Origin of the sequence: Chryseobacterium sp. PET-29 (assembly GCF_025736815.1) — a bacterium.
Lineage (GTDB): Bacteria > Bacteroidota > Bacteroidia > Flavobacteriales > Weeksellaceae > Chryseobacterium > Chryseobacterium nepalense.
This window is the reverse complement of the sequence record NZ_CP107053.1, coordinates 3,155,641-3,176,563: the sequence shown is the minus strand read 5'-3', so window position 1 is coordinate 3,176,563 and position 20,923 is coordinate 3,155,641. Positions and strand designations below refer to the sequence as shown.

Here is a 20,923-nt window from a genome sequence, read left to right as displayed (position 1 = left end):
ATGAGAAAGCTCCTGATTCTTTTATTAGTATTCCAATTATTTTTGATCCGGTCTCAGGTGAGAAAAGATCTGGTGATTCCTAAAAATCCAAGAATAGGATTATCGCTTGCAGGAGGAGGAGCTAAAGGATTTTCTCATGTGGGAGTACTTAAAGTCCTGGATTCGTTAGGCGTAAAGGTTGATTACATTGCCGGAACCAGTATGGGAGCAATTGTAGGCGGTTTATATGCTTCAGGATATTCCGGGAAAGAAATAGAAAAAATTGTGATGGATACGGATTTCTATTCATTAATCATGGATCCTAAAGCCACAAGACAGGAAACTACTTTTTTCAATAAATCAGTTGATAAATATCTGCTCACCATTCCTCTGAAAAACGGGAAAATTACCCTTCCCTCCTCCATTAGTACCGGCCAGAAAAATGTTTATCTTTTAAAAGAGCTTTTTAAAAATGTTTCCAATATTGATGATTTTTCAAAGTTGCCAATTCCTTTTATGTGTGTAGCTACTAATCTTGAAAGTGGAAACATGCAGATTTTTGAAAAAGGAGATCTGGTACAGTCTATCATGGCCAGCTCAGCATTTCCTTCGTTGATGGATCCCGTAAAAATTGGAGACAGCATTTACATCGACGGCGCGATGACGGTAAATTATCCTTCAAAACCGCTAAAAGATAAAGGCATTGATATAGTAATCGGAGTAGATCTCAACCAGGATTTATCCAAAAGAGAAGATCTTGGGAATATCATTTCCATACTGAATCAGGTCATTGATTTCGGAATTAAAAAAGATACCAGAAGACAATATAAATTCACAGATATCAATATTAAACCAAACCTTACCGGAATGACTGCTACCAGTTATGATGAAAAGAAAAAAATTCTTGACAGCGGTTACGCGGAAGGACTGAAATATTCCAAAATTCTGGATGAATTGCCAAAACGTCCGTTTGACCGTCTCAGACAGCACATAAATCCCATATATTCCAATGTCTATAAAATAGATAGCGTTGCCATAGAAGGAGGTCGAATTTACGGGAAAAACTATGTTCTCGGGAAGATGGGACTTCGCCTTCCGTCCCTTCAGACTTACGGAAGCATTAATAAAAAAATAGATAAGCTGGTCGCTACGAATAATTATAAATTTATTAATTACGATATCATCTCTGAAAATGATGTCAACTACCTGAAATTATATGTCACTGAGGACAATTCACGCCACTTTCTTAAATTCGGACTGCATTACGACGAAATTTTCAAAACCGGGCTTCTTGTTAACTATTCTGCGAAACGTCTTTTATTCAGAAATTCAAACCTCTCGCTGGATGTTATTGTAGGCGATAAACCAAGATATTATCTGAATTATTTTATTGACAACGGATATATTCCGGGATTCGGGATCTATTCGTCAGGAATGAGTTTTGATCTGAAGGACATCAACAATTATGAAGTAGATCAATGGATGTGGTTGCGTAATGAAGCGTATATTCAATCTATCTGGAGAGATAAATTTGCAGTGGGCGCAGGAATCAGCCATGATTATTTTGAAGCGGAAGCCAATGGAACCAATAAACGTTATAACCGTTTTCTGAATCCTTATATATTTCTGAAAAGTGATACCCAGAATGACAAAGACTTCCCTACCCGCGGTATTTACATTAATGCAGAAGGTAAAGTAATCGATCTGATGAAATCGGAAGTTGAAAAAAGACTGGTCCAGATAAAAGCCGACATCAGAATCAATATCCCGCTATCCAAACAATTTGCTTATCGCCTTAATCTTTATGGCGGAATTACATTAGGGGAAAATCTGCCTCAATTTTATCAGTACAGACTTGGTGGAATCTTTGAGCAGAATATCGTTAATTTCAGAAGCTTTCCTGGATTTTATTTCGGGCAGCTTAATAGCAATAATGTGATTTTGATTTGTAATGATCTTCAATTTAAATTCAATAAGAACTATTTCATCAGCGGAAACTTCTCCTTTGCAAATCTCTCGGATGATATAAGCTTTGAAGATGCAGTAAAACTAAATTACAGCTCTTTAGGAGTTACTGCTGGTTACAAATCTCCATTCGGACAGATTAAAATAAACTTCAGTCACTCTCTCAAAAATAATCAAAAAGGCATATTCAGTGTAATTTTAGGACACTGGTTTTAATACGATGATACAATTCTTTTACGAAAACTTACCCGAAACAGTTGATACCAACTATAAGAAATGGCTGGAAGAAATCATTCTTTCAGAAAAGAAGAAACTTGGCGAAATCAATTATATATTCTGTAACGACGAATATCTACTCAAGGTAAACCAGGATTATCTGCAACATGATTACTATACCGACATCATTACTTTCGACTATGTAAAAGGAAGAACGATAAGCGGGGAGATTTTCGTATCTTTGCAGCGCATTTCAGATAATGCTTCTACTCTGTCAAAAGATTACGAAGAAGAACTGAGAAGGGTTTTAGCACATGGTATTCTTCACCTTTCAGGATATAAAGATAAATCGGAAGAAGAAGAACAGCTGATGCGAAGCAAAGAAGATTTTTATTTAGCAAAATACAGCAATTGAAAACTGAATAGCAATCAGATAAACAACATATTTGGATGCTATTTTTTCAGGAGCCTAATCCCGCTCTCCGCACTCGCTATTTTCTTTTTTTTTAAAAAGAAAATGAGCTCAGACAAATGCTGCGATTGGGGCTAAAAAGACGTATTACAGGCGATTTTAAGCCGTAATTACACTTAATGTTTCACGTGAAACATTTATAAAAAAAATTAAAATTTGAAGCTTAAAACAAGCGAAAAAGATGATTTCAGAAATATATGATGTAATTGTAGTAGGTGCAGGTCATGCAGGATGTGAAGCAGCCGCTGCAGCCGCCAATCTCGGATCGAAAACATTGCTTATTACAATGAATATGCAGACGATCGGACAAATGAGCTGCAACCCCGCAATGGGCGGTATCGCCAAAGGACAAATCGTTCGTGAGATTGACGCAATGGGAGGTTACTCCGGAATTGTAGCGGATAAATCTGCCATACAGTTTAAAATGCTTAATCTTTCGAAAGGTCCTGCCATGTGGTCTCCCAGAACACAAAACGACAGAATGCTATTTGCAGAGGAATGGCGTTTAGCCTTAGAGAATACACCGAATCTGGATTTCTTTCAGGATATGGTGAAACAGCTTATCGTGGAGAATAATAAAGTAACAGGTGTAGTTACTTCATTGGGAATTGAAATCAAAGCTCATTCTGTTGTTCTTACCAATGGTACTTTTCTCAATGGATTGATACATGTTGGAGACAAACAACTGGGAGGAGGAAGAATGGGCGAACCAAGAGCTTTCGGTATTACGGAACAGCTTGTTTCTTTAGGTTTTGAAGCCGGAAGAATGAAAACCGGTACTCCACCCCGTGTAGATGGAAGAAGCTTGGATTATTCTAAAATGGAAGAACAGAAAGGAGACGAAAACCCTCAAAAATTCAGCTATTTAGATACTCCTAAATTAACCAAACAATTAAGCTGTCATATTGTTTATACCAACGAAACAGTACATAATATTTTACGTGAAGGATTCGACAGAAGTCCAATGTTCAACGGTACCATTCAGAGTTTGGGACCAAGATACTGTCCGAGTATCGAAGATAAAATCAACCGTTTTGCAGAAAGAAACAGACACCAGCTGTTCGTAGAACCGGAAGGTTGGAAAACAGTAGAAATTTATGTTAACGGATTTAGTTCTTCCCTTCCGGAAGATGTACAAATTAAAGCAATGAAACATATTCCGGGCTTTGAAAATGTAAAAGTTTTCCGTCCCGGCTATGCTATTGAGTATGACTACTTCCCTCCTACCCAATTAAAGCATACCTTAGAAACAAAGTTGATCGACAATCTGTATTTTGCAGGTCAGATCAACGGAACAACCGGCTATGAAGAAGCTGCAGGACAAGGCCTTATTGCTGGGATCAATGCCCACAATAAAGTACACGAAAAAGAAGAATTCATTCTTAACAGAGATGAAGCATATATTGGTGTTTTAATTGATGATTTAATTACAAAAGGTACGGAAGAACCATACAGAATGTTTACTTCAAGGGCTGAATACAGACTATTGCTGAGACAGGATAATGCAGACATCAGATTAACACAAAAAGCATTTGAATTAGGATTAGCGAAAGAAGAACGTTTAAAAAGAGTTGAAGAGAAAGTTGCTCAAAGCCAAGAACTTGAAAACTTCCTTAGAGAAACTTCTTTAAAACCGGGAATGATTAATCCTATCCTGGAAACTATTGAAAGCAGCCCGGTAGATCAGGCATACAGAGCAGCCCAAATTCTTACAAGACCCAATATGACTCTGGAAAAGCTTGAAAATATTGAAGCCATCAGAGAAAATGCATCGAAATATGATGATGAAGTAAGAGAACAAGCTGAAATTAACATTAAGTATAAAGGCTATATTGAAAAGGAAAAAGAAAATGTAGCCAAACTAAACAGACTGGAAAACATTAAAATTCCAGAAGATTTTGATTACACTAAAATATCAAGTCTTTCTGCTGAAGCCAAACAAAAAATGTCTAATGTACGACCAAAAACGATTGCTCAGGCAGGAAGAATCAGTGGTGTTTCACCGGCTGATATAAACGTTTTACTGGTCTATTTAGGACGTTAATTGATAAATGTTTCACGTGAAACATAAATAATTTTACAGCATAAATTAAGGTGTTTTAAAAACCTTCTAACAAGATTCAAACACCTTAATTTTATTTATAAAGATCGCATTACAATGAAAATTAAAGATCATTTTCTTTCTCAGGAAATATTTGAAATCAAGGAAACAGAAACTAAGGGTGTTTATAAGACCTCCCCTATTCCATCTAACATTTCAAAATATTATGAAAGTGAAGATTATATTTCCCATCATCAGGATTCCGGCAGTCTGAAAGAAAAGCTATACAAATTTTTACAATCATTCAACTTACAATATAAAAAAACAATATTGCTTGACAGAATTCCTAAAAATTCAAAAGTTTTGGATTACGGATGCGGTGCCGGCGAATTTGTAAAATATATAGAAAATGATTTTGAGGCGTTCGGATTTGAACCTGATTCCGATGCAAGAAAAGCAGCAGCAGGAAAATTATCTAAAGCTGTAATTTTAGATGATATTAATTTTATTGATGATCACAGTCTGGATGCCATTACCCTTTGGCATGTTTTCGAGCACATCGAAAGTCAGGATGAAATGCTGGAAATATTTAACAGAAAATTGAAGGAAAAAGGAATCCTAATTATTGCCGTTCCCAACCCTACTTCCTATGATGCAAAACATTATAAAGAATATTGGGCCGCCTATGATGTACCACGTCACATTTATCATTTTACAAAAAAGGGGATGGAAAATCTCATCTCAAAAAAACCGAACTGGAAATTGAGGAAGATTAAGCCTTTAGTTCTTGATTCCTATTATATCTCCATGTTAAGCGAAAAATATCAAAAATCTTCTATTTTTTGGCTAAAAGCAGCAATCTACGGAACGATTTCGAACATAAAAGCCCTTTTTTCAAACGAATTTTCGAGTTTGATATACATAATCGAAAAAAAGTAGAAAATGGAAATTTAGCCTATTTCTGAAGGTCATTTTTTCAACATATTGCTGAAAATTTGTTAGTAAATATGAAATTTAGAAAATATTTAGCCTTTTTTAATTTTCAGTAAAAGTCTCTGAGAGTTGCTTAAAAATTTTTACTCAGCCTTTTATTTAAGAATATACAAAATAAAAAACCCAGCAGGTTTGCTGGATTTTTTATTTATGAAGAAAAATTTCTTATTGATTAATTGCAGCCACTCCGGGAAGCTCCAAACCTTCAAGACTTTCAAGCATTGCACCACCACCGGTAGAAACATAGCTTACTTTCTCACCATATCCGAATTGCTTTACAAATGCAACACTGTCTCCTCCCCCAACTAATGAGAAAGCTCCCTGTCTTGTCGCTTCAGCAATACTGTCTCCTAAAGCAACAGTTCCTGCAGCAAAATTCGACATTTCAAAAACACCGATCGGTCCGTTCCATAAAATTGTTCTTGAATCCAGCAGTACATCATTAAACTGATCTCTCGATTTTGGTCCCGCATCAAGACCCATCCATCCTTCAGGGATAGAATATATATCTGCTTCTTTTCTTTCGGCATCATTGCTGAAACTTTCTGCAATAATGGTATCAGATGGCAGATAAACTTTCACTTTATGTTCTTTGGCTTTACCTAAAATTTCCAACGCCAATGGTAGTTTATCTTCTTCTACAAGAGAATTCCCTATCTTACCACCAAGTGCTTTAATAAATGTAAATGCCATACCGCCACCAATAATCAGATTATCTACCGCCGGCAACATGTTTTCAATAATTGTAATTTTAGTAGAAACTTTAGATCCTCCAAGTATCGCAGTTACAGGACGTTCGCCGGATTTTAGGACTTTATCAATCGCCTGAAGTTCTTTAGCCATCAATAAACCGAAAAATTTAGTTGAAGGGAAAAATTTAGCAATTACAGCTGTAGAAGCGTGTGCCCTGTGTGCGGTTCCAAAAGCATCATTCACGTACGCATCACCCAGTTTTGAAAGACTTTTCGCAAAAGCCTCATCTCCTTTTTCTTCCTCTTTATGAAAACGTAAATTTTCCAGTAAAAGAATTTCACCGGCATTAAGATTTTGTGCTGCCTGTTCAGCTTTCTCTCCTACACATTCATCAACAAATTTTACCTTATGGCCTAAAACATGAGATACTTCTTCTACAATATGCTTTAGTGAAAATTCATCTTTCACCTCTCCTTTTGGTCTTCCAAGGTGTGCCATAAGAATCACAGCTCCACCGTCCTGCAGGATCTTATCCACTGTAGGTTTTACGGCTACTATACGGGTATTATCTGTAACTTTCAGCTGGTCATCCTGAGGAACGTTGAAATCTACCCTTACCAGTGCTTTCTTACCGTTAAAATTGAAATCATTGATTGTTTTCATATGTACATGTATATTATTTCTTCGGTCTTAGGCAGCCGACTGTCCCTGCAGCATTGTATAAACCTGCGGCCAGACGGCTCCATCAATATCGTTGAGTTTTTCTTTTCACAAATGTAAGATTTTAAAATTTTTGAATCGCGGCAACCTTTGAAAAGTTTTCAGAAAAGTTTTTCGCAAACCCAACATTCAGCTATCAACAATTTTTTTCTCTTTAAAAAAAAGAATACGCTATTGTTGTTGAGTGATGTGAATTTAGGGGATAAGTTTTCACGATAAATTTCATAACAGGTAATTTTATATTCAATTCACATTTTATTTACATTATAAAAGGTTGTAAATCTGATTTTTCACTTCGTTACTAACAATTATTGATAACTTTTCCCCAATTTGCTTTATGGATAAATGATTTATGGAAAAAGTCAACAATTCCTGCCAGAAAGTTTTTTGAAAATTTTAACATTTTTTTTGGTCATACTTTCCATTACAAATTTTTTCAATGTTACAAAACATTTATTTTGCCGGAGTTATCCACAGTTATTCACAATGCTTTTCACAATTTACTCCCGAAAGACTAACAAAGATTGTTATAATTCTTACCTTTGCTATGAAATAAAATCTAAAAAGGCTAAATAAACAGTTATGAAAAGAAAAATTGCCATTGCCGCAGACCATGCGGGCTTCGAATATAAAGAAATTGTTAAAAACTATTTATCAGAAAACTTTGAAGTTCAGGATTTTGGAACGTTTTCCACAGACAGTGTGGATTATCCGGACTTTGTGCATCCCGCAACAACTTCGGTTGAAAATGGCGAAAATGAGCTTGGAATTTTATTCTGCGGAAGCGGAAACGGAGTTCAGATCACAGCCAACAAACATCAGAAAATCCGTTGCGCTCTTTGCTGGATGCCGGAGATCGCTTCATTGGCAAGACAGCATAATGATGCGAATATGATTTCCATTCCTGCAAGATTCATTTCTAAAGAATTAACAATAGAAATCGTAGATAAATTTCTCTCAACGGACTTCGAAGGCGGAAGACATCAAAACAGAGTTGATAAAATAGCATTCTGCTAAACGATAAAGGCTTGTAAATCAAATTACAAGCCTTATTTGTTTTTAATTTTGTATATTTGCAGCGTCCGGCAGGATTTACCATCCTGTCATTTCCATTGAACCTGTATTATATTTAAAGATATTTAATAAAAGGTTTTCCCTACTCTTCTCCATTTTTGTATTAAATTTATGCAAAACTAAAAGTTCCATCAATGATAGAAATGGAAAGAAAATTGATGTTGCTGTAGATGAGTTCAGACATGTCTCATGATACAGTTTATTATTTAATGAATATTCCATGACAGTTCTAACTATTCTTAATAAGGAATGCTTACAGAACGAAATATGATATTCATTAGAACATATTAAAAAATAATTTTAGAATGCCAAAAAAAAGAAAATATATAAGTCAGAAAAATGATCATAAACTGCAGGAAATCGGGAGACTGATTCTGCGTTTTATGAATGAAAATTCAACGAAAGTCTATAATTACAAGCAGATTGCAGAAGGAATAGACTATAAAAATCCGAGACAGCGCGAGCTAGTCATCCAGGCGTTGCATAAACTGCAGGCTACGGAAAGAATTAAAGAAGCCGAAAAAGGAAAATATATCGTTAATCTTAATATCAAAGGAACACTGACGGGAGTTATCGACTTTAACCAGTCCGGAAATGCCTATGTTAATGTTGAAGGTCTGGAAGATGACATCTTCATTCATTCCAAAAATGTGAAAGATGCCCTGCAAGGCGACAAAGTTTTAATTGTAACCTACACTTATAAAGGTAAAAAGCTGGAAGGTTCCGTTCTGGAAGTTCTTGAGAGAGGTAGAACAGAATTTGTAGGAACGCTTCAAGTAGTTGCTCATAAAGATTTCGGATTTGTGGTTTGTGATAAAAAGACCATCAATACTGATATTTTTATTCCGAAAGGAAAATTTGGAGGTGCTAATGATGGCGATAAGGTTGTCGTAAAAATGACTGAGTGGAAACCCGGCGATAAAAATCCGGAAGGAGAAATTATCCAGGTACTGGGAGCTCCGGGTGAGCATGAAACAGAAATTCACTCTATTCTTGCTGAATACGGGCTGCCATACCAGTTTCCTGAAGAAGTAGAAAGAGATGCCGACAAAATAGACAGAAGTATTAATGAAGCTGAAGTGGCAAAACGCTGGGATATGCGTGGGATTACAACTTTTACCATCGACCCTAAAGATGCCAAAGATTTTGATGATGCGCTTTCCATCAGAAAACTGGAAAACGGAAATTGGGAAATCGGGGTTCATATTGCTGATGTATCACATTATGTGGTTCCCGGAACAATTCTGGATGATGAAGCGTATCAGAGAGCAACCTCCGTTTACCTGGTAGACCGCGTTGTACCAATGCTTCCGGAAGTGCTGAGTAATGATGTTTGTTCTCTTCGTCCGAATGAAGACAAATTTACTTTTTCAGCGGTTTTCGAATTAGATGATGATGCAAATATCAAAAAGCAATGGTTCGGAAGAACGGTGATCCATTCTGACAGAAGATTCACGTATGAGGAAGCTCAGGAAAGAATCGAAACAAAGCAAGGTGATCTGCAGGAAGAAATTAATGTGCTGGATAAGCTGGCAAAAATCATGCGTGCAGAACGAATCAGGAAAGGAGCAATTACCTTCGACAGAAGCGAAGTACGGTTCAATCTTGATGAAAATAACGAACCGGTTGGTGTATATTTTAAAATCAGTAAAGATTCAAATCACCTGATTGAAGAGTTTATGCTGCTTGCCAATAAAAAAGTTTCGGAATTTATTTCCCTGAACAAAAAAGGAGATATTACCCAAAATACTTTTATATACAGGGTTCACGACGATCCGGATCCTGCAAAACTGGAATCGTTGAGAGATTTTGTATCCACTTTCGGATATAAAATGGATCTGGCCAACAGTAAGAAAGTAGCCGAATCTTTGAATAGATTATTGCATGATGTAAAAGGTAAAGGCGAAGAAAATATGATTGAAACCCTTGCCATGAGAAGCATGAGCAAAGCGGTCTATTCTACAGAACCTATTGGTCACTACGGACTTGGTTTCGATTTTTACACACACTTTACCTCGCCTATCCGTCGTTATCCGGATCTTATTGCCCATCGTTTACTTCAGCATTATCTGGACGGAGGAAAATCCCCAAACAAAGCCGAGCTCGAAGAAAAAGCAAAACACTGCAGTTCCATGGAACGCTTAGCGGCAGATGCGGAAAGGGATTCCATTAAATTCATGCAGGTGAAATTTATGGAAAAACATCTGGGAGAAACTTTTACAGGCGTAATTTCAGGAGTAGCGGAATTTGGTTTTTGGGTGGAAATTCCTGAAAACGGTGCGGAAGGCTTAATTAAACTGAGAGATCTTGTGGATGATTCTTACTCATATGATGCCAAAACGCACGCCGTGTATGGTATGAGACATGGAAAGCGTTATCAGCTGGGAGATCAGGTACAAATCAAAGTAGTGAAAGCAAACCTTATCCAGAAACAGCTTGATTTTAAGATTGTAGAGTAATAAATATTTAAAATTTTAATAATAATTTCCGTTTTACATTAAAGTGAAACGGATTTTTTGTTTTTATAGTTAAAAATAATAATAATTTGAATGAAATTATTTTAAATAATACTTTTCTTAAATCCATAGTTATTGAATAATTAAATCATAAAGTTTACATTTGTATAAATGGAATGGAAATTCAGATTTTCATTTAAAAAATTACTTGATGTTTGAACTTATATTATCTGCCATCGTATTAGGATTCATGCTGAGCCTGGTTTTTATAGGACCTATTTTTTTCCTTCTAATAGAAACCAGCTTTTCCAGAGGACCAAAACACGCATTAGCTTTGGATATCGGAGTAATCTCTGCAGATCTTCTCTGTATTCTCGCAGCCTACTATGCAAGTGCCGATATTGTAACTTTAATTGATAAGCATCCGGGTTTTTACAGAATCACAGCCATTCTCATCTTTGTCTATGGTGTGGTAATGATGGTGACGAGGACCAAAATGCATATTCCTGGAGAAGAGAAATTCATCAGTCAGAATTATTTTAAAACCTTTATGAATGGTTTTTTCTTTAATCTCCTTAATGTGGGGGTCATTCTTTTCTGGCTGGTAACGGTAATCTCAGTAAGAAATCAGTATCCCGATACCGGCAATTTTATTCTATACATCGGTGTCGTGATTGCTACCTATTTATGTATTGATCTGGCTAAAATTTTTCTCGCCAAACAGTTTCATGATAAGCTCACACAGAAACTTGCCAACAGAATAAGAAGAATTGTAGGCGGAATTCTCATTATCTTCAGTTTCTTTATTTTTTTACAAAGCTTTAAAAAATTCAATCAGTTCGATAAAAGGCTGGAAGAAGCCGAAAAAACCGAAGTAAAATATCACAGAGAAAAATGAAAAAAATAACTTTCCCGAAACCATTAAAAAAAGGCGATAAAATAGCCATAATATCGCCCGCAGGCGCAGTAGAACCGTCCCAGCTTGAAAAAAGCATAGAAATGATCCGAAATAAAGGTTATGAACCTGTTTTTGGAGAATATCTCTACAATAGCTTTTCGAAAGGCTACAATTATGCAGGAACGGAAAAACAAAGAATTGATGATATCAACTGGGCTTTTAATGACAGTGAAATAGCAGCTATTTGGGCATCAAGAGGAGGTTATGGCTGTCAGCATCTGCTCGAGAGCATTCACCTTAAAAACTTTTCCGAAAATCCGAAATGGTATATTGGATATTCCGATAATACTGTTATTCAAAGCTATTTATTGAAAAAAGGATTTGCATCTATTCATGGACAGACGGTAAAAACCTCAAGCTTTGGGGTAACAGATGAAAGCTACAGATTGATTTTTGATATTTTAGAGGGGAAAATGCCTCATTATGTCTTAGAATCTCATCATTTTAATAAAATGGGTTCCTGTGAGGGTCAATTGATTGGAGGTAATTTAGCACTGGTTTACGCGCTTTTGGGAACCGATTATTCATTTAAGTTTAAAAACAGAATCCTTTTTATTGAAGATATTGGTGAAAACTTTTATGCTTTAGACAGAATGATGATGAGTCTGGAACTGGGCGGCGTATTCAAAAAAATCAAAGGATTGATTATTGGTGGGATGACCAATATGGGAAATGAAAAAGAAAATACAGCGTACAATGACAGTTTTGATGAATTTGCTTATCAGCTCATTTCTGAAAGAGTTTCAAAGTATGATTTTCCTGTAGTTTTCGCATTTCCAAATGGTCATATTAAAGACAACAGACCTTTAATTATTGGAGGAAATGTGAACTTAAAGGTTGAGGATCATGTTAAGATTGAGTTTGAAAAATAGAATAATTTATAATATATTTTAATATTTACTCTAAAACGCAAGACACTAAAACTCTCAAACCTTCCACACAAAATGGCACAACACAATGATTTTGGAAAAAAAGCAGAAGATCTCGCTGCTGACTTTTTATTAAAAAACGGCTATAAAATCCTTGCGAGAAACTTCCGGTATCAGAAAGCAGAAATCGATATTATTGCAGCAAAAGATAACCTGATTATTATTTGCGAAGTCAAAGCGCGGTCTACCGATGTTTTTAATCTCCCTCAGGAATCGGTGAATAAGAAAAAAATTAAGCTGCTGGTTTCTGCTGCGGATTATTATTTACAGGAATTTAATGTGTTGAACGAAGTACGCTTTGATATAATTTCTGTTCTTCCCGATGAAAAACAAAACCTGACCATTGAACATATTCAGGATGCATTTGAAGCATTCGATGCCAACTAACTAATTTAAAAATGTATCAATGATTGTTATATTGGAAAATTGTTACATTGGTATATTTGAAATTTATTTTTTATGAAAACAATATTAATCACCGGAGCAACTTCCGGAATAGGAAAATCTACAGCAGAACTTCTCGCAAAACAAGGCAACAGGATCATCATCTGTGGCAGAAGATCTGAAGTTCTTGAATCGCTGAAAAAGGAACTTTCACAATTCACTGAAATTTTTAGTTTAAGGTTTGATGTACGAAATTTGGAAGAAGTGGAAACAGCCATTAATTCCCTTCCTGAAGAATGGAAAGATATTGATGTTCTAATCAACAATGCCGGAAATGCACACGGACTGGATCCGCTTTCAGCAGGAAAAACCGATGATTGGGACTCTATGATTGATGGAAATGTGAAAGGACTTTTATATGTTTCCAAAATGATTATTCCGGGAATGAAAGAAAGAAATTCGGGACATATTGTGAATATCAGTTCAGTTGCAGCGAGACAAACGTATGCCAATGGCGTTGTATATTGTGCCACCAAAAAAGCCGTTGATGTTATTTCGGAAGGAATGAGAATTGAGCTTACGGAATTCGGAATTAAAATTACAAACATCCAGCCGGGAGCTGTAGAAACAGATTTTTCAGTGGTAAGATTCAAAGGAGATGAGGAAAGGGCAGCTACTGTTTATGCAGGTTATGAGCCACTGAAAGCCGAAGATATCGCAGATTCTATAGCTTATTGTATCAATGCTCCGAAACATGTCTGTATTTCGGATATGACCATCTACCCTACTGCTCAGGCAGAGCCGAGAACGATTTACAGAAAATAATGAAAATAGCTTTCTCTTTATTTCTGATTGTTTTTAGCTGTTTTTGGAATGCTCAAACAGTACAAATTTCATTAGAACCAAAATTGGCGGAAAATATTCACCGGTTGGATCAACTGATGGAAAATAATGATGAAAAAGTTTTGACTCTTCTCTGTCCGGATGTTTCTTTTGGCCATTCAAACGGGTGGGTGCAGAATTTTGAAGATTTAAAAAGGATTTTAATTCGAAAAAAGTAATGTACAGCAATATTGAACAGATTGAAATATACGAGGCTAAAAAGTACAACGACGTTTATTCTGTAAGAAGGAAAATAAAAGTTTCCGGAATGTATAAAAACCAGGATTTTGAAATGATGCTCGGTTTACTGGAAATCTGGAAAAAAGAGAAATCATTCTGGAAACTGTGGAGCCGACAAAGTATAGAAATAAAGCCATAAATTTGCACCAGCAAAGTGTATTTAAATTATAAAAATGAAAATCCTATATCTCGAAACTTCCTCAAAAAACTGTTCAGTAGCTATTTCAGATAATGAAAAACTACTTTGCCTTACCGAAGAAGTTTCTGAAAACTATAAACAGTCTGAAAGCCTCCATACTTTTGTAGAATGGGCTTTGGAAGGTGCAGAAATTTCACTTAAAGACATTGAAGCGGTTTCCCTGGGAAGAGGCCCGGGATCTTACACAGGACTAAGAATTGGCGCATCATCGGCAAAGGGATTTTGCTATGGACTGAAAATACCTCTTATCGCCGTCAATTCAATGGAAAGTATGATAGAGCCTTTTTTAGACAAAAATTATGATTTTATCATTCCATTGGTCGATGCAAGAAGAATGGAGGTTTATACGGCCGTTTATGACGGGAAAACAGGACAGGAAACCTCTGTAACCGAAGCTAAAATTTTGGATGAAACTTCTTTTCAGGAATTGAAAGATAAAAAAATATTATTCGTAGGAGACGGTGCAAAAAAAGCAAAAGGAATTTTACAGCTTCAGAATGCTGATTTTAATGAAGAGGTCTACCCTTCTGCTCAGTATCTTATTAGGAAAACCATCGAAAAAATAGAAAAGAAAGAGTTTGAGGATGTAGCCTATTTCGAACCTTTTTATCTGAAAGATTTTCATGGCGTTAAGAAAAAAAATAAAAGCGAAGAGTAATCTTCGCTTTTTTTTATTGAGGTCTCGCAGGAACAGTATTTGTAGGCTGCAGCTGCTGATTGTTGTTCTGTATTTTAGATGATTTATTGCTGTTGTTGTTCATTGGCTGGCTCTGCTGGGAATTGTTCAGTAAATTATTTCCCGGCTGTTGGGGAACTCCTGTTGCATTATTCTGCTGACTGGGCTGCTGTGGATTGCCATTAGTCATATTCCCGGGATTCTGAGAGATCATATTTCCTTTATTATCCGTTGCCTGGAAACTGAGATCACTTTTAAGATACGTAAGCATTTCTTTGGCTTTCTCACCTTCAGGCGTCTTACCGTAATTTAAAGCAATCTGCTCCAGTTGAAGAATCATAACCTCTTTACCACTCGATTTTCCGGAATTAAAGGCATTCAGCAGATAAAGTTTTGGAACCAGCGCATCCTTTGGATATTCCTGGATGGTCTTGTCAATAAGATCTTTACTTTCAGCAAACTTTTCAGATTCATATAATGCATAGGCCTGTTTATACTGTCCTTCAACATCTGCTGAAGATTTCACAAAAGTACTGTTCTTCGGATTTCTCGCAAATTCAGCGTATGAAGTATAAGGATAATCTCTTAATAATATTTGTTTTGCTTTTTCGGCAGCCTGTGGATTTTTCTCATAATTCATTGCAAAAATTTCATACAAAGCCTGCAGCATTACTTTTTCCTCTGGTTTTACATCAACAAGATCATACAAGGTTTTTGTTGCTAAAGGGGTATTGGTGAAGTAATTCTGATACATGACACCCAAACCTAACGAAGCCGTATCCCTGTCCTTCTTCAGCTGGTCCAGCTTGGCTATATCGGTAGGAATCTGCTCGATATAAAAGGCAGGTTCAAAACGTCTTGGGTTCGGTGCAGCAGTTGTTCCCAATGCATCGTTTTTCATATCCTCAATGGTTGCCATTTTCTTTGAAAAACGCCAGTTGTCTATCAGTGCACGCTCTCCCCAGGTTTGTTTAAAGGTTTGCGTTCCCTTGGAAACCGTTCCTGTATTGCCGAAATAAAAGCCTTTTGAAGCGACTCCGAAATCCTCAAAAGAGTTTGAACTGTTTGCGAAAATCGACGTTGAATTATAATCTCCTGTATCAAAGCCTTTACTTCTCTCCGCACGTCTTCTTTCCAGTTCTTCTTTTTCTTCCTTTACCTTGATTTTTGCGATGTATTTGGTAAAAAAGTCCGTTTTCTGTTCCGGTGACATTTTAGCAAGGTTCAGAATACTGTCGTTTTTCTTGATCAGGTAATAGTTTTTGGAGATCTTTTTAATATAAACAGACTGGTCTGCAAGAAGAATTTTAGAAGGCTCATAAGTCATGACCGCTAAAGCTGAATCATAATATGCGCCAGCACCAATATAATCATTTTTGTCAAGGTACCCCTTCCCTATTTCGTAATACGCAAGACCACGGATCTGTCCGTCGGAAACCTTTTCTCTCAGTGATTTTCTGAAATATTCCTGGGCTTCTTCTTTTTTTCCGGCTTTGTTGGCCATTAATCCAAGTGCGTAATAAAATTCATTTTTTCTTGATCCGTACGTTCCTTTCTTACTGATGTCCTCCAGGTATTTTCTTGCCCCGCTGTAATCCCCGTTTCCATTAAAGGTTTTAGCGATCTCGATTTGGGATTTTACTTCAAATTCAAAATCATTGGCATATTTATAGGCAGCCATAAAGCTTTCTCTGGCTTTTTCGTTCTGGTTAAGACTTTCCAACACCTGTCCTCTCAGGTAAGCGATCCTACTCTTAAGTTTCCGGTTGCTGTTCAGTTCGAAGGCATCATCAAGCTCTTTTACTGCTTCCTGTTTTTTTCCGGCATCCAATAGTGATTCAGAATAATAGATACTTAATAATTTTTCGTATTCTCTACTGATTTTTTCACTTTTCAGCTTGGCGAAAGTTTCGTGGGCTTTATGGTAATTTTTAATCTGGTCGTAAGCGAGACCCTGGTAAATTCTTGCCAGAGGAATTCTCTTATCGTCCTTCATGTGGGTGAAAACATAATTTAAGGCATCAAGAGCATCCAGCGATTTCCCTCTGTAAATTCTTGCCTGTGCCAGAATCATGTATGCATCAAAAATCTGCTTATTCTGTTCTTCACCATGTTTAATTACAGAATATTTGTTGATTGCCTTTAAGGCTTTGGCTTCTGCAATTTCGAGTGTCGTTGCGCCTTTTTGTTCGGGTTGGTTAGGGTCACCGGAACTATTTCCCATGGTACCTGCTGAATTATTTCCCGGCATTCCTGGTGGCATTCCCGGAGGGCCCCCTCCTCTTTTGCTGTTATTTCCAGAAGGTCGGTTTACTTCAGCCATTTTCATGGAATTTTCTGCAAATGCAGAAGACTGTCCAAGGTCACTTCCCAAAGGCTGATCTTCATAGGTAAGAATAGGAATATAAGGCGCATAGAAATTGTCTTTATGGGCCTTATCTCTGGTTTCAAACTCATTATTTAAGGCGTCTTTAGCGTTAAATAACGTATTGTAGTATGTTGAAAATCCTTTCATGAACTTTGAACGCTGCTCTGGCTTCTTGGTTTTTGTAGCGCAGGAAGCAACAATACAAAGTGTTAAAAGGAATAAAATATTTTTTTTCATTATTTCAATATAACTCGCTAATCCGCTTTTTATTATAAAGCGGTTTGATAATTCTGTAAAAATAATAAAATTTTATGTGGGAACTTGCTATATTTCTTTCAAAATTTTGTAAACCAAATGGGTAGGAAGTCCCATGATGGTATAAAAACTGCCGTTTAACCTTTTTATTTTTGCCATCCCGAGCCATTCCTGGATTCCATAGCTTCCTGCTTTGTCGAAAGGCTGATACTGGCGGATATAATATTCTATTTCATTGTCCGTAAGATCATCAAATTCTACCTCCGCCACATCAGTTTTTGTAACGGTTTTTTCAGGGGTTTTAATGGTAATTCCGGTATAAACCTGATGGATCTTGCCGGAAAGGAGTTTTAGCATTTTCGTGGCATCTTCCTCATCTTGTGGTTTTCCCAGAAACTGATTGTCCATGGCAACCACAGTATCAGCGGTCAGGAGAACTTCTCCTTCTTCCAGAGAACGAAATGCATTGGCTTTAAGTTCAGAGAGATAAGCTGCAGAATCTTCAACCAGAATATCTTCCGGAACAATCTCTTCACAGTCAATTTTCACCACCTCAAAAGTAAAACCGAGATTGGACAGTAATTCTTTTCTTCTTGGAGATTGTGACGCCAGTAATAATTTCATTTAATATATTTTAGACAGATTGTGTATTGTCATCATGCCATTTTCCCTGGGCTTTCATCACCTGTTCGATAACGTCGCGTACGGCGCCGCTTCCTCCTTTTACCGGTGAAATATAGCCTGCAATTCCTTTGATCTCAGGAACGGCATTTTCGGGGCATGCTGCAATGGCAGAATTTTTCATGATATGAAGATCCGGGATATCGTCTCCCATCGTCAGAATTTCTTCATTTTTAAGATGATGTTTCTTTTTAAAATCTTCAAAATCAGCCATCTTATTATGGGATTTAGCATAATAATCTTCAATGCCGAGATAGTTGATTCTGTGTTTTACCATTTCGTCATTCCCTCCAGTAATAACTCCAATTACATAGTTGTTTTTCAATGCTTTAACGACAGCGTAACCGTCCAGAACATTCATTACCCGGGACATATTTCCTCCGGGAAGCAGATATACGCTTCCGTCTGTGAAAACACCATCTACATCGAATACAAATGCTTTAATATTTTTTAATTTTTCTTTATAGCTCATACATTTTCTTGATAGAATGATTCATGGTTTTGTAGATCTCAAGGCTTTCTCCCTGCAACAGCTGCTGGTGGAGCTCAAGAATTCTTCTGTCATTTCTTACCGCCGGACCCGTTTGCGCAGATTTAGGATCGATTTCATGAATTTTCTGCACGGTTTCATCAATCAGCGGCAGAAAATAATCGAACGGAATTTCCTGCAAGTCTGAAATTTCTTTAGCTCTTGCAAAAAGGTGATTCACAAAATTACAGGCAAAGACAGCGGTCAGATGAATATATTTTCTTTTTTCATGGGTACTTTCCATAACATTTTCTGAAATCTTAAAAGCCATCGTGAAAAGTGTCTGGAGGTCATTTTCGTTTTCAGCCTCAACAAAAAATGGAATTTTTGAATAATCCAGTGCTTTGGATTTTGAAAAGGTCTGTAAAGGATAAAAACTTGCTTTACGGTAATCTCCTGCCAGAATTTCTTTAGGCAACGATCCTGAAGTATGTGCCACAAGACAGTCTTTCCGCACAATCATTTTCGAAACATCTTCTACAGACCGGTCACTTACGCAGATGATATAAAGATCTGCTTCCTGAAGGTGTTCCGTAGAGAAATGTATGTTGAGCTCTCCGGAGATTTTACGCAGCTCTTCTTCGTTCCTGCCGAAAATCTGGGCTAAAGGAATGTTGTTGAGGACAAAAGCTTTCGCCAGGTGATAGGCCACATTTCCGGAACCGATAATTACAATTTGCATCTAACAAAGATATGATTTAGATGGAAGATGGGAGAGAGAAGACAGAAGTTTTTTGATTGCTGTTTTAAAATTCTTTCAAGATATTTTCAACGGTGTAATATCAATTGAAATTAAAATGATTAAGTTTTAATTTATTCTGACCGTTTAGACTGAAACAATTTATTGATATACAATTTAACATAACATTAAAAAGGAAAATGCATCAGCACAAATACAATATTCATGAGATTCATGCAAATAAATATTTATAAATAATGAGTATATTGGACTAAAAATTGAATACTTAATTTAACTTTCAGTTATTTTTGTAATCCAAAACAATGAAAGCATCTTATGAAGATTAAGGACGCGGAAATTATTTCGTTGATGCAACATCCACGAACTCAGGAAAAAGGAGTTCGCGCTTTGATGGATGCTTATCAAAGCAGATTGTATTGGCACATAAGAAGAATTATTGTGGACGGAGATCTTGCTCAGGACACTTTGCAGGAGACTTTTATTAAAGCTTATCAGAATTTTCATCAGTTTAAAAATGACAGCCAATTGTATACATGGTTGTACAGAATTGCAACCAATGAGGCGTTGCAGCAGATCAATAAACTGAAAAAAATGCAGAAAACTGATGAAGATCCGGAATATCACATGCAGAATCTTGTTGCAGATAATGCAGGCGAAGACGCTGAAGAAATACAGATTTTGTTACAGAAAGCCATACAAAGCCTGCCTGAAAAGCAGAAACTGGTATTTATGATGCGGTATTATGATGATTTGCCTTACGAAGAAATATCTAAAATCGTAGATATGTCCGTAGGAACTCTGAAAACAAATTATCATTATGCCAAACAAAAAATTGAAGAATATATTAAAGAAAATTACGAGAGATAATTTTTGAGACAACTGACAATGAAAGAGTTCGACATAGAAAAATTAGAACGTAAAAATATTTACACAGTACCTGAAAATTTATTTGAAAATATTCAGGGGAAAGTATTAAGCGGGCTGAATGATTTTGATCTGGAAAAGCTGGAACGTAAAAATATTTATACCGTTTCTGAAAATATGTATGATGATGTTCAGAATCATGTAATAAATAAAGTGATCTCCCGCAAACAGGCACCTGTTTTCAGACTTAACTGGGCCTATGCCGTTGTTGCATCTTTGGCATTGATTTTTGGAGCGACTTTTGTTTTCACTTCTGATAATGAAGCTACAAAAGCAAACGGAGATGAAAATGTCACTTATGCTGTTAATGAGCCCAAAACGGAAAGCGAAATCGCTTATGAAACCCTGCAATCTGATTTAACTTCTGTTGAAAACAATGATCAAAAAGTAGTAGCCCAGAATGATAATAAATCTATTGCAAAGAAAGAAACCGGGAAACAGCAAAAAACCGAAGCTCAGCCTGTAAAATCAGCTTCCAAGAAGCAGGAAACTCAGATGAACGAATATCTTGATTCATTCACAAGTTCTGAAATTTCGGAACTGGCAAGTAATTCAACGCAGGACGTTTATTTGGATTTGTATAATTAAA

The 20,923-nt window shown here is 36.4% G+C and carries 19 protein-coding genes; 14 read left to right on the top strand and 5 right to left on the bottom strand.

Features of this window, described 5'->3' with window-relative positions; genetic code table 11:
- The 4 genes from ODE14_RS14355 (at position 1) to ODE14_RS14340 (ending at position 5,612) form a co-directional block, all read left to right on the top strand.
- Complete coding sequence (locus ODE14_RS14355) at positions 1-2,160, top strand: patatin-like phospholipase family protein (protein ID WP_263601915.1); 2,160 nt, start codon at positions 1-3, stop codon at positions 2,158-2,160.
- A gap of 4 nt (positions 2,161-2,164) precedes the next feature.
- Complete coding sequence (gene ybeY / locus ODE14_RS14350; RefSeq protein WP_263601914.1) at positions 2,165-2,575, top strand: rRNA maturation RNase YbeY; 411 nt, start codon at positions 2,165-2,167, stop codon at positions 2,573-2,575.
- 238 nt (positions 2,576-2,813) lie between these two features.
- Positions 2,814-4,676, top strand: coding sequence for a tRNA uridine-5-carboxymethylaminomethyl(34) synthesis enzyme MnmG (gene mnmG / locus ODE14_RS14345; RefSeq protein WP_263601913.1), 1,863 nt, complete (start codon positions 2,814-2,816; stop codon positions 4,674-4,676).
- A gap of 114 nt (positions 4,677-4,790) precedes the next feature.
- Positions 4,791-5,612 carry a class I SAM-dependent methyltransferase gene (locus tag ODE14_RS14340; protein ID WP_263601912.1) on the top strand — a complete coding sequence of 274 codons (822 nt, stop codon included), beginning with the start codon at positions 4,791-4,793 and terminating at the stop codon, positions 5,610-5,612.
- A gap of 219 nt (positions 5,613-5,831) precedes the next feature.
- On the opposite strand, the gene ODE14_RS14335 is transcribed toward ODE14_RS14340, so the two are convergent.
- On the bottom strand, positions 5,832-7,022 hold the full coding sequence (locus ODE14_RS14335; RefSeq protein ID WP_263601911.1) for a phosphoglycerate kinase: 1,191 nt from the start codon (positions 7,020-7,022) through the stop codon (positions 5,832-5,834).
- Positions 7,023-7,661: 639 nt separating this feature from the next.
- Between ODE14_RS14335 and rpiB the strand changes: the two genes are divergently transcribed.
- The 8 genes from rpiB (at position 7,662) to tsaB (ending at position 14,859) form a co-directional block, all read left to right on the top strand.
- Positions 7,662-8,096, top strand: a complete 435-nt coding sequence (gene rpiB, locus ODE14_RS14330) for a ribose 5-phosphate isomerase B (protein WP_263601910.1) — start codon at positions 7,662-7,664, stop codon at positions 8,094-8,096.
- 362 nt (positions 8,097-8,458) lie between these two features.
- A complete protein-coding gene (gene rnr / locus ODE14_RS14325) occupies positions 8,459-10,612 on the top strand; it encodes a ribonuclease R (protein ID WP_263601909.1) in 2,154 nt (717 codons plus the stop codon).
- A 208-nt stretch (positions 10,613-10,820) separates the two neighbouring features.
- On the top strand, positions 10,821-11,507 hold the full coding sequence (locus ODE14_RS14320) for a LysE family translocator (protein ID WP_248389262.1): 687 nt from the start codon (positions 10,821-10,823) through the stop codon (positions 11,505-11,507).
- Positions 11,504-12,439, top strand: coding sequence for a S66 peptidase family protein (locus ODE14_RS14315; RefSeq protein ID WP_263601908.1), 936 nt, complete (start codon positions 11,504-11,506; stop codon positions 12,437-12,439). The genes ODE14_RS14320 and ODE14_RS14315 overlap by 4 nt, the downstream gene beginning before the upstream one ends.
- A 72-nt stretch (positions 12,440-12,511) precedes the next feature.
- The gene (locus tag ODE14_RS14310; protein ID WP_248389266.1) at positions 12,512-12,883 is read left to right on the top strand and encodes a YraN family protein; all 372 of its coding nucleotides are present in this window, start codon (positions 12,512-12,514) and stop codon (positions 12,881-12,883) included.
- 72 nt (positions 12,884-12,955) lie between these two features.
- Entirely contained in the window at positions 12,956-13,705 is a 750-nt protein-coding gene (locus ODE14_RS14305) for an SDR family NAD(P)-dependent oxidoreductase (RefSeq protein WP_248389268.1), read from the top strand.
- Positions 13,706-13,940: 235 nt separating this feature from the next.
- Positions 13,941-14,141 (top strand): hypothetical protein, encoded by a 201-nt coding sequence (locus tag ODE14_RS14300; RefSeq protein WP_263601907.1) that lies wholly within the window; start codon positions 13,941-13,943, stop codon positions 14,139-14,141.
- A 34-nt stretch (positions 14,142-14,175) separates the two neighbouring features.
- Positions 14,176-14,859 (top strand): tRNA (adenosine(37)-N6)-threonylcarbamoyltransferase complex dimerization subunit type 1 TsaB, encoded by a 684-nt coding sequence (gene tsaB, locus ODE14_RS14295; RefSeq protein ID WP_263601906.1) that lies wholly within the window; start codon positions 14,176-14,178, stop codon positions 14,857-14,859.
- A gap of 13 nt (positions 14,860-14,872) precedes the next feature.
- Here tsaB and ODE14_RS14290 read toward each other — a convergent pair whose 3' ends face one another.
- The 4 genes from ODE14_RS14290 to ODE14_RS14275 all read right to left on the bottom strand — a co-directional run bounded on the left by ODE14_RS14290 (position 14,873) and on the right by ODE14_RS14275 (position 19,392).
- Positions 14,873-17,482: a tetratricopeptide repeat protein gene (locus ODE14_RS14290; protein ID WP_263601905.1), complete on the bottom strand. Its 2,610-nt coding sequence runs from the start codon at positions 17,480-17,482 to the stop codon at positions 14,873-14,875.
- A gap of 87 nt (positions 17,483-17,569) precedes the next feature.
- On the bottom strand, positions 17,570-18,124 hold the full coding sequence (locus ODE14_RS14285) for a Maf family protein (protein ID WP_263601904.1): 555 nt from the start codon (positions 18,122-18,124) through the stop codon (positions 17,570-17,572).
- Between the two features lie 10 nt (positions 18,125-18,134).
- A complete protein-coding gene (locus ODE14_RS14280; protein WP_248389278.1) occupies positions 18,135-18,653 on the bottom strand; it encodes a KdsC family phosphatase in 519 nt (172 codons plus the stop codon).
- A complete protein-coding gene (locus ODE14_RS14275) occupies positions 18,643-19,392 on the bottom strand; it encodes a Rossmann-like and DUF2520 domain-containing protein (protein ID WP_263601903.1) in 750 nt (249 codons plus the stop codon). Before ODE14_RS14275 ends, ODE14_RS14280 begins: the two co-directional genes overlap by 11 nt.
- A 333-nt stretch (positions 19,393-19,725) precedes the next feature.
- Here ODE14_RS14275 and ODE14_RS14270 point away from each other — a divergent pair, with 333 nt between their 5' ends.
- Positions 19,726-20,277: an RNA polymerase sigma factor gene (locus ODE14_RS14270; protein ID WP_248389282.1), complete on the top strand. Its 552-nt coding sequence runs from the start codon at positions 19,726-19,728 to the stop codon at positions 20,275-20,277.
- 18 nt (positions 20,278-20,295) lie between these two features.
- On the top strand, positions 20,296-20,922 hold the full coding sequence (locus ODE14_RS14265; RefSeq protein ID WP_263601902.1) for a hypothetical protein: 627 nt from the start codon (positions 20,296-20,298) through the stop codon (positions 20,920-20,922).
- The last annotated feature ends 1 nt before the right edge of the window (position 20,923 follow it).

Bases quoted from the DNA above. Each gene is read 5' to 3' on its own strand.
- ODE14_RS14355 (WP_263601915.1), top strand. From the start codon at position 1: ATGAGAAAGCTCCTGATTCTTTTATTAGTATTCCAATTATTTTTGATC.
- ybeY (WP_263601914.1), top strand. From the start codon at position 2,165: ATGATACAATTCTTTTACGAAAACTTACCCGAAACAGTTGATACCAAC.
- mnmG (WP_263601913.1), top strand. From the start codon at position 2,814: ATGATTTCAGAAATATATGATGTAATTGTAGTAGGTGCAGGTCATGCA.
- ODE14_RS14340 (WP_263601912.1), top strand. From the start codon at position 4,791: ATGAAAATTAAAGATCATTTTCTTTCTCAGGAAATATTTGAAATCAAG.
- ODE14_RS14335 (WP_263601911.1), bottom strand. From the start codon at position 7,022: ATGAAAACAATCAATGATTTCAATTTTAACGGTAAGAAAGCACTGGTA.
- rpiB (WP_263601910.1), top strand. From the start codon at position 7,662: ATGAAAAGAAAAATTGCCATTGCCGCAGACCATGCGGGCTTCGAATAT.
- rnr (WP_263601909.1), top strand. From the start codon at position 8,459: ATGCCAAAAAAAAGAAAATATATAAGTCAGAAAAATGATCATAAACTG.
- ODE14_RS14320 (WP_248389262.1), top strand. From the start codon at position 10,821: ATGTTTGAACTTATATTATCTGCCATCGTATTAGGATTCATGCTGAGC.
- ODE14_RS14315 (WP_263601908.1), top strand. From the start codon at position 11,504: ATGAAAAAAATAACTTTCCCGAAACCATTAAAAAAAGGCGATAAAATA.
- ODE14_RS14310 (WP_248389266.1), top strand. From the start codon at position 12,512: ATGGCACAACACAATGATTTTGGAAAAAAAGCAGAAGATCTCGCTGCT.
- ODE14_RS14305 (WP_248389268.1), top strand. From the start codon at position 12,956: ATGAAAACAATATTAATCACCGGAGCAACTTCCGGAATAGGAAAATCT.
- ODE14_RS14300 (WP_263601907.1), top strand. From the start codon at position 13,941: ATGTACAGCAATATTGAACAGATTGAAATATACGAGGCTAAAAAGTAC.
- tsaB (WP_263601906.1), top strand. From the start codon at position 14,176: ATGAAAATCCTATATCTCGAAACTTCCTCAAAAAACTGTTCAGTAGCT.
- ODE14_RS14290 (WP_263601905.1), bottom strand. From the start codon at position 17,482: ATGAAAAAAAATATTTTATTCCTTTTAACACTTTGTATTGTTGCTTCC.
- ODE14_RS14285 (WP_263601904.1), bottom strand. From the start codon at position 18,124: ATGAAATTATTACTGGCGTCACAATCTCCAAGAAGAAAAGAATTACTG.
- ODE14_RS14280 (WP_248389278.1), bottom strand. From the start codon at position 18,653: ATGAGCTATAAAGAAAAATTAAAAAATATTAAAGCATTTGTATTCGAT.
- ODE14_RS14275 (WP_263601903.1), bottom strand. From the start codon at position 19,392: ATGCAAATTGTAATTATCGGTTCCGGAAATGTGGCCTATCACCTGGCG.
- ODE14_RS14270 (WP_248389282.1), top strand. From the start codon at position 19,726: ATGAAGATTAAGGACGCGGAAATTATTTCGTTGATGCAACATCCACGA.
- ODE14_RS14265 (WP_263601902.1), top strand. From the start codon at position 20,296: ATGAAAGAGTTCGACATAGAAAAATTAGAACGTAAAAATATTTACACA.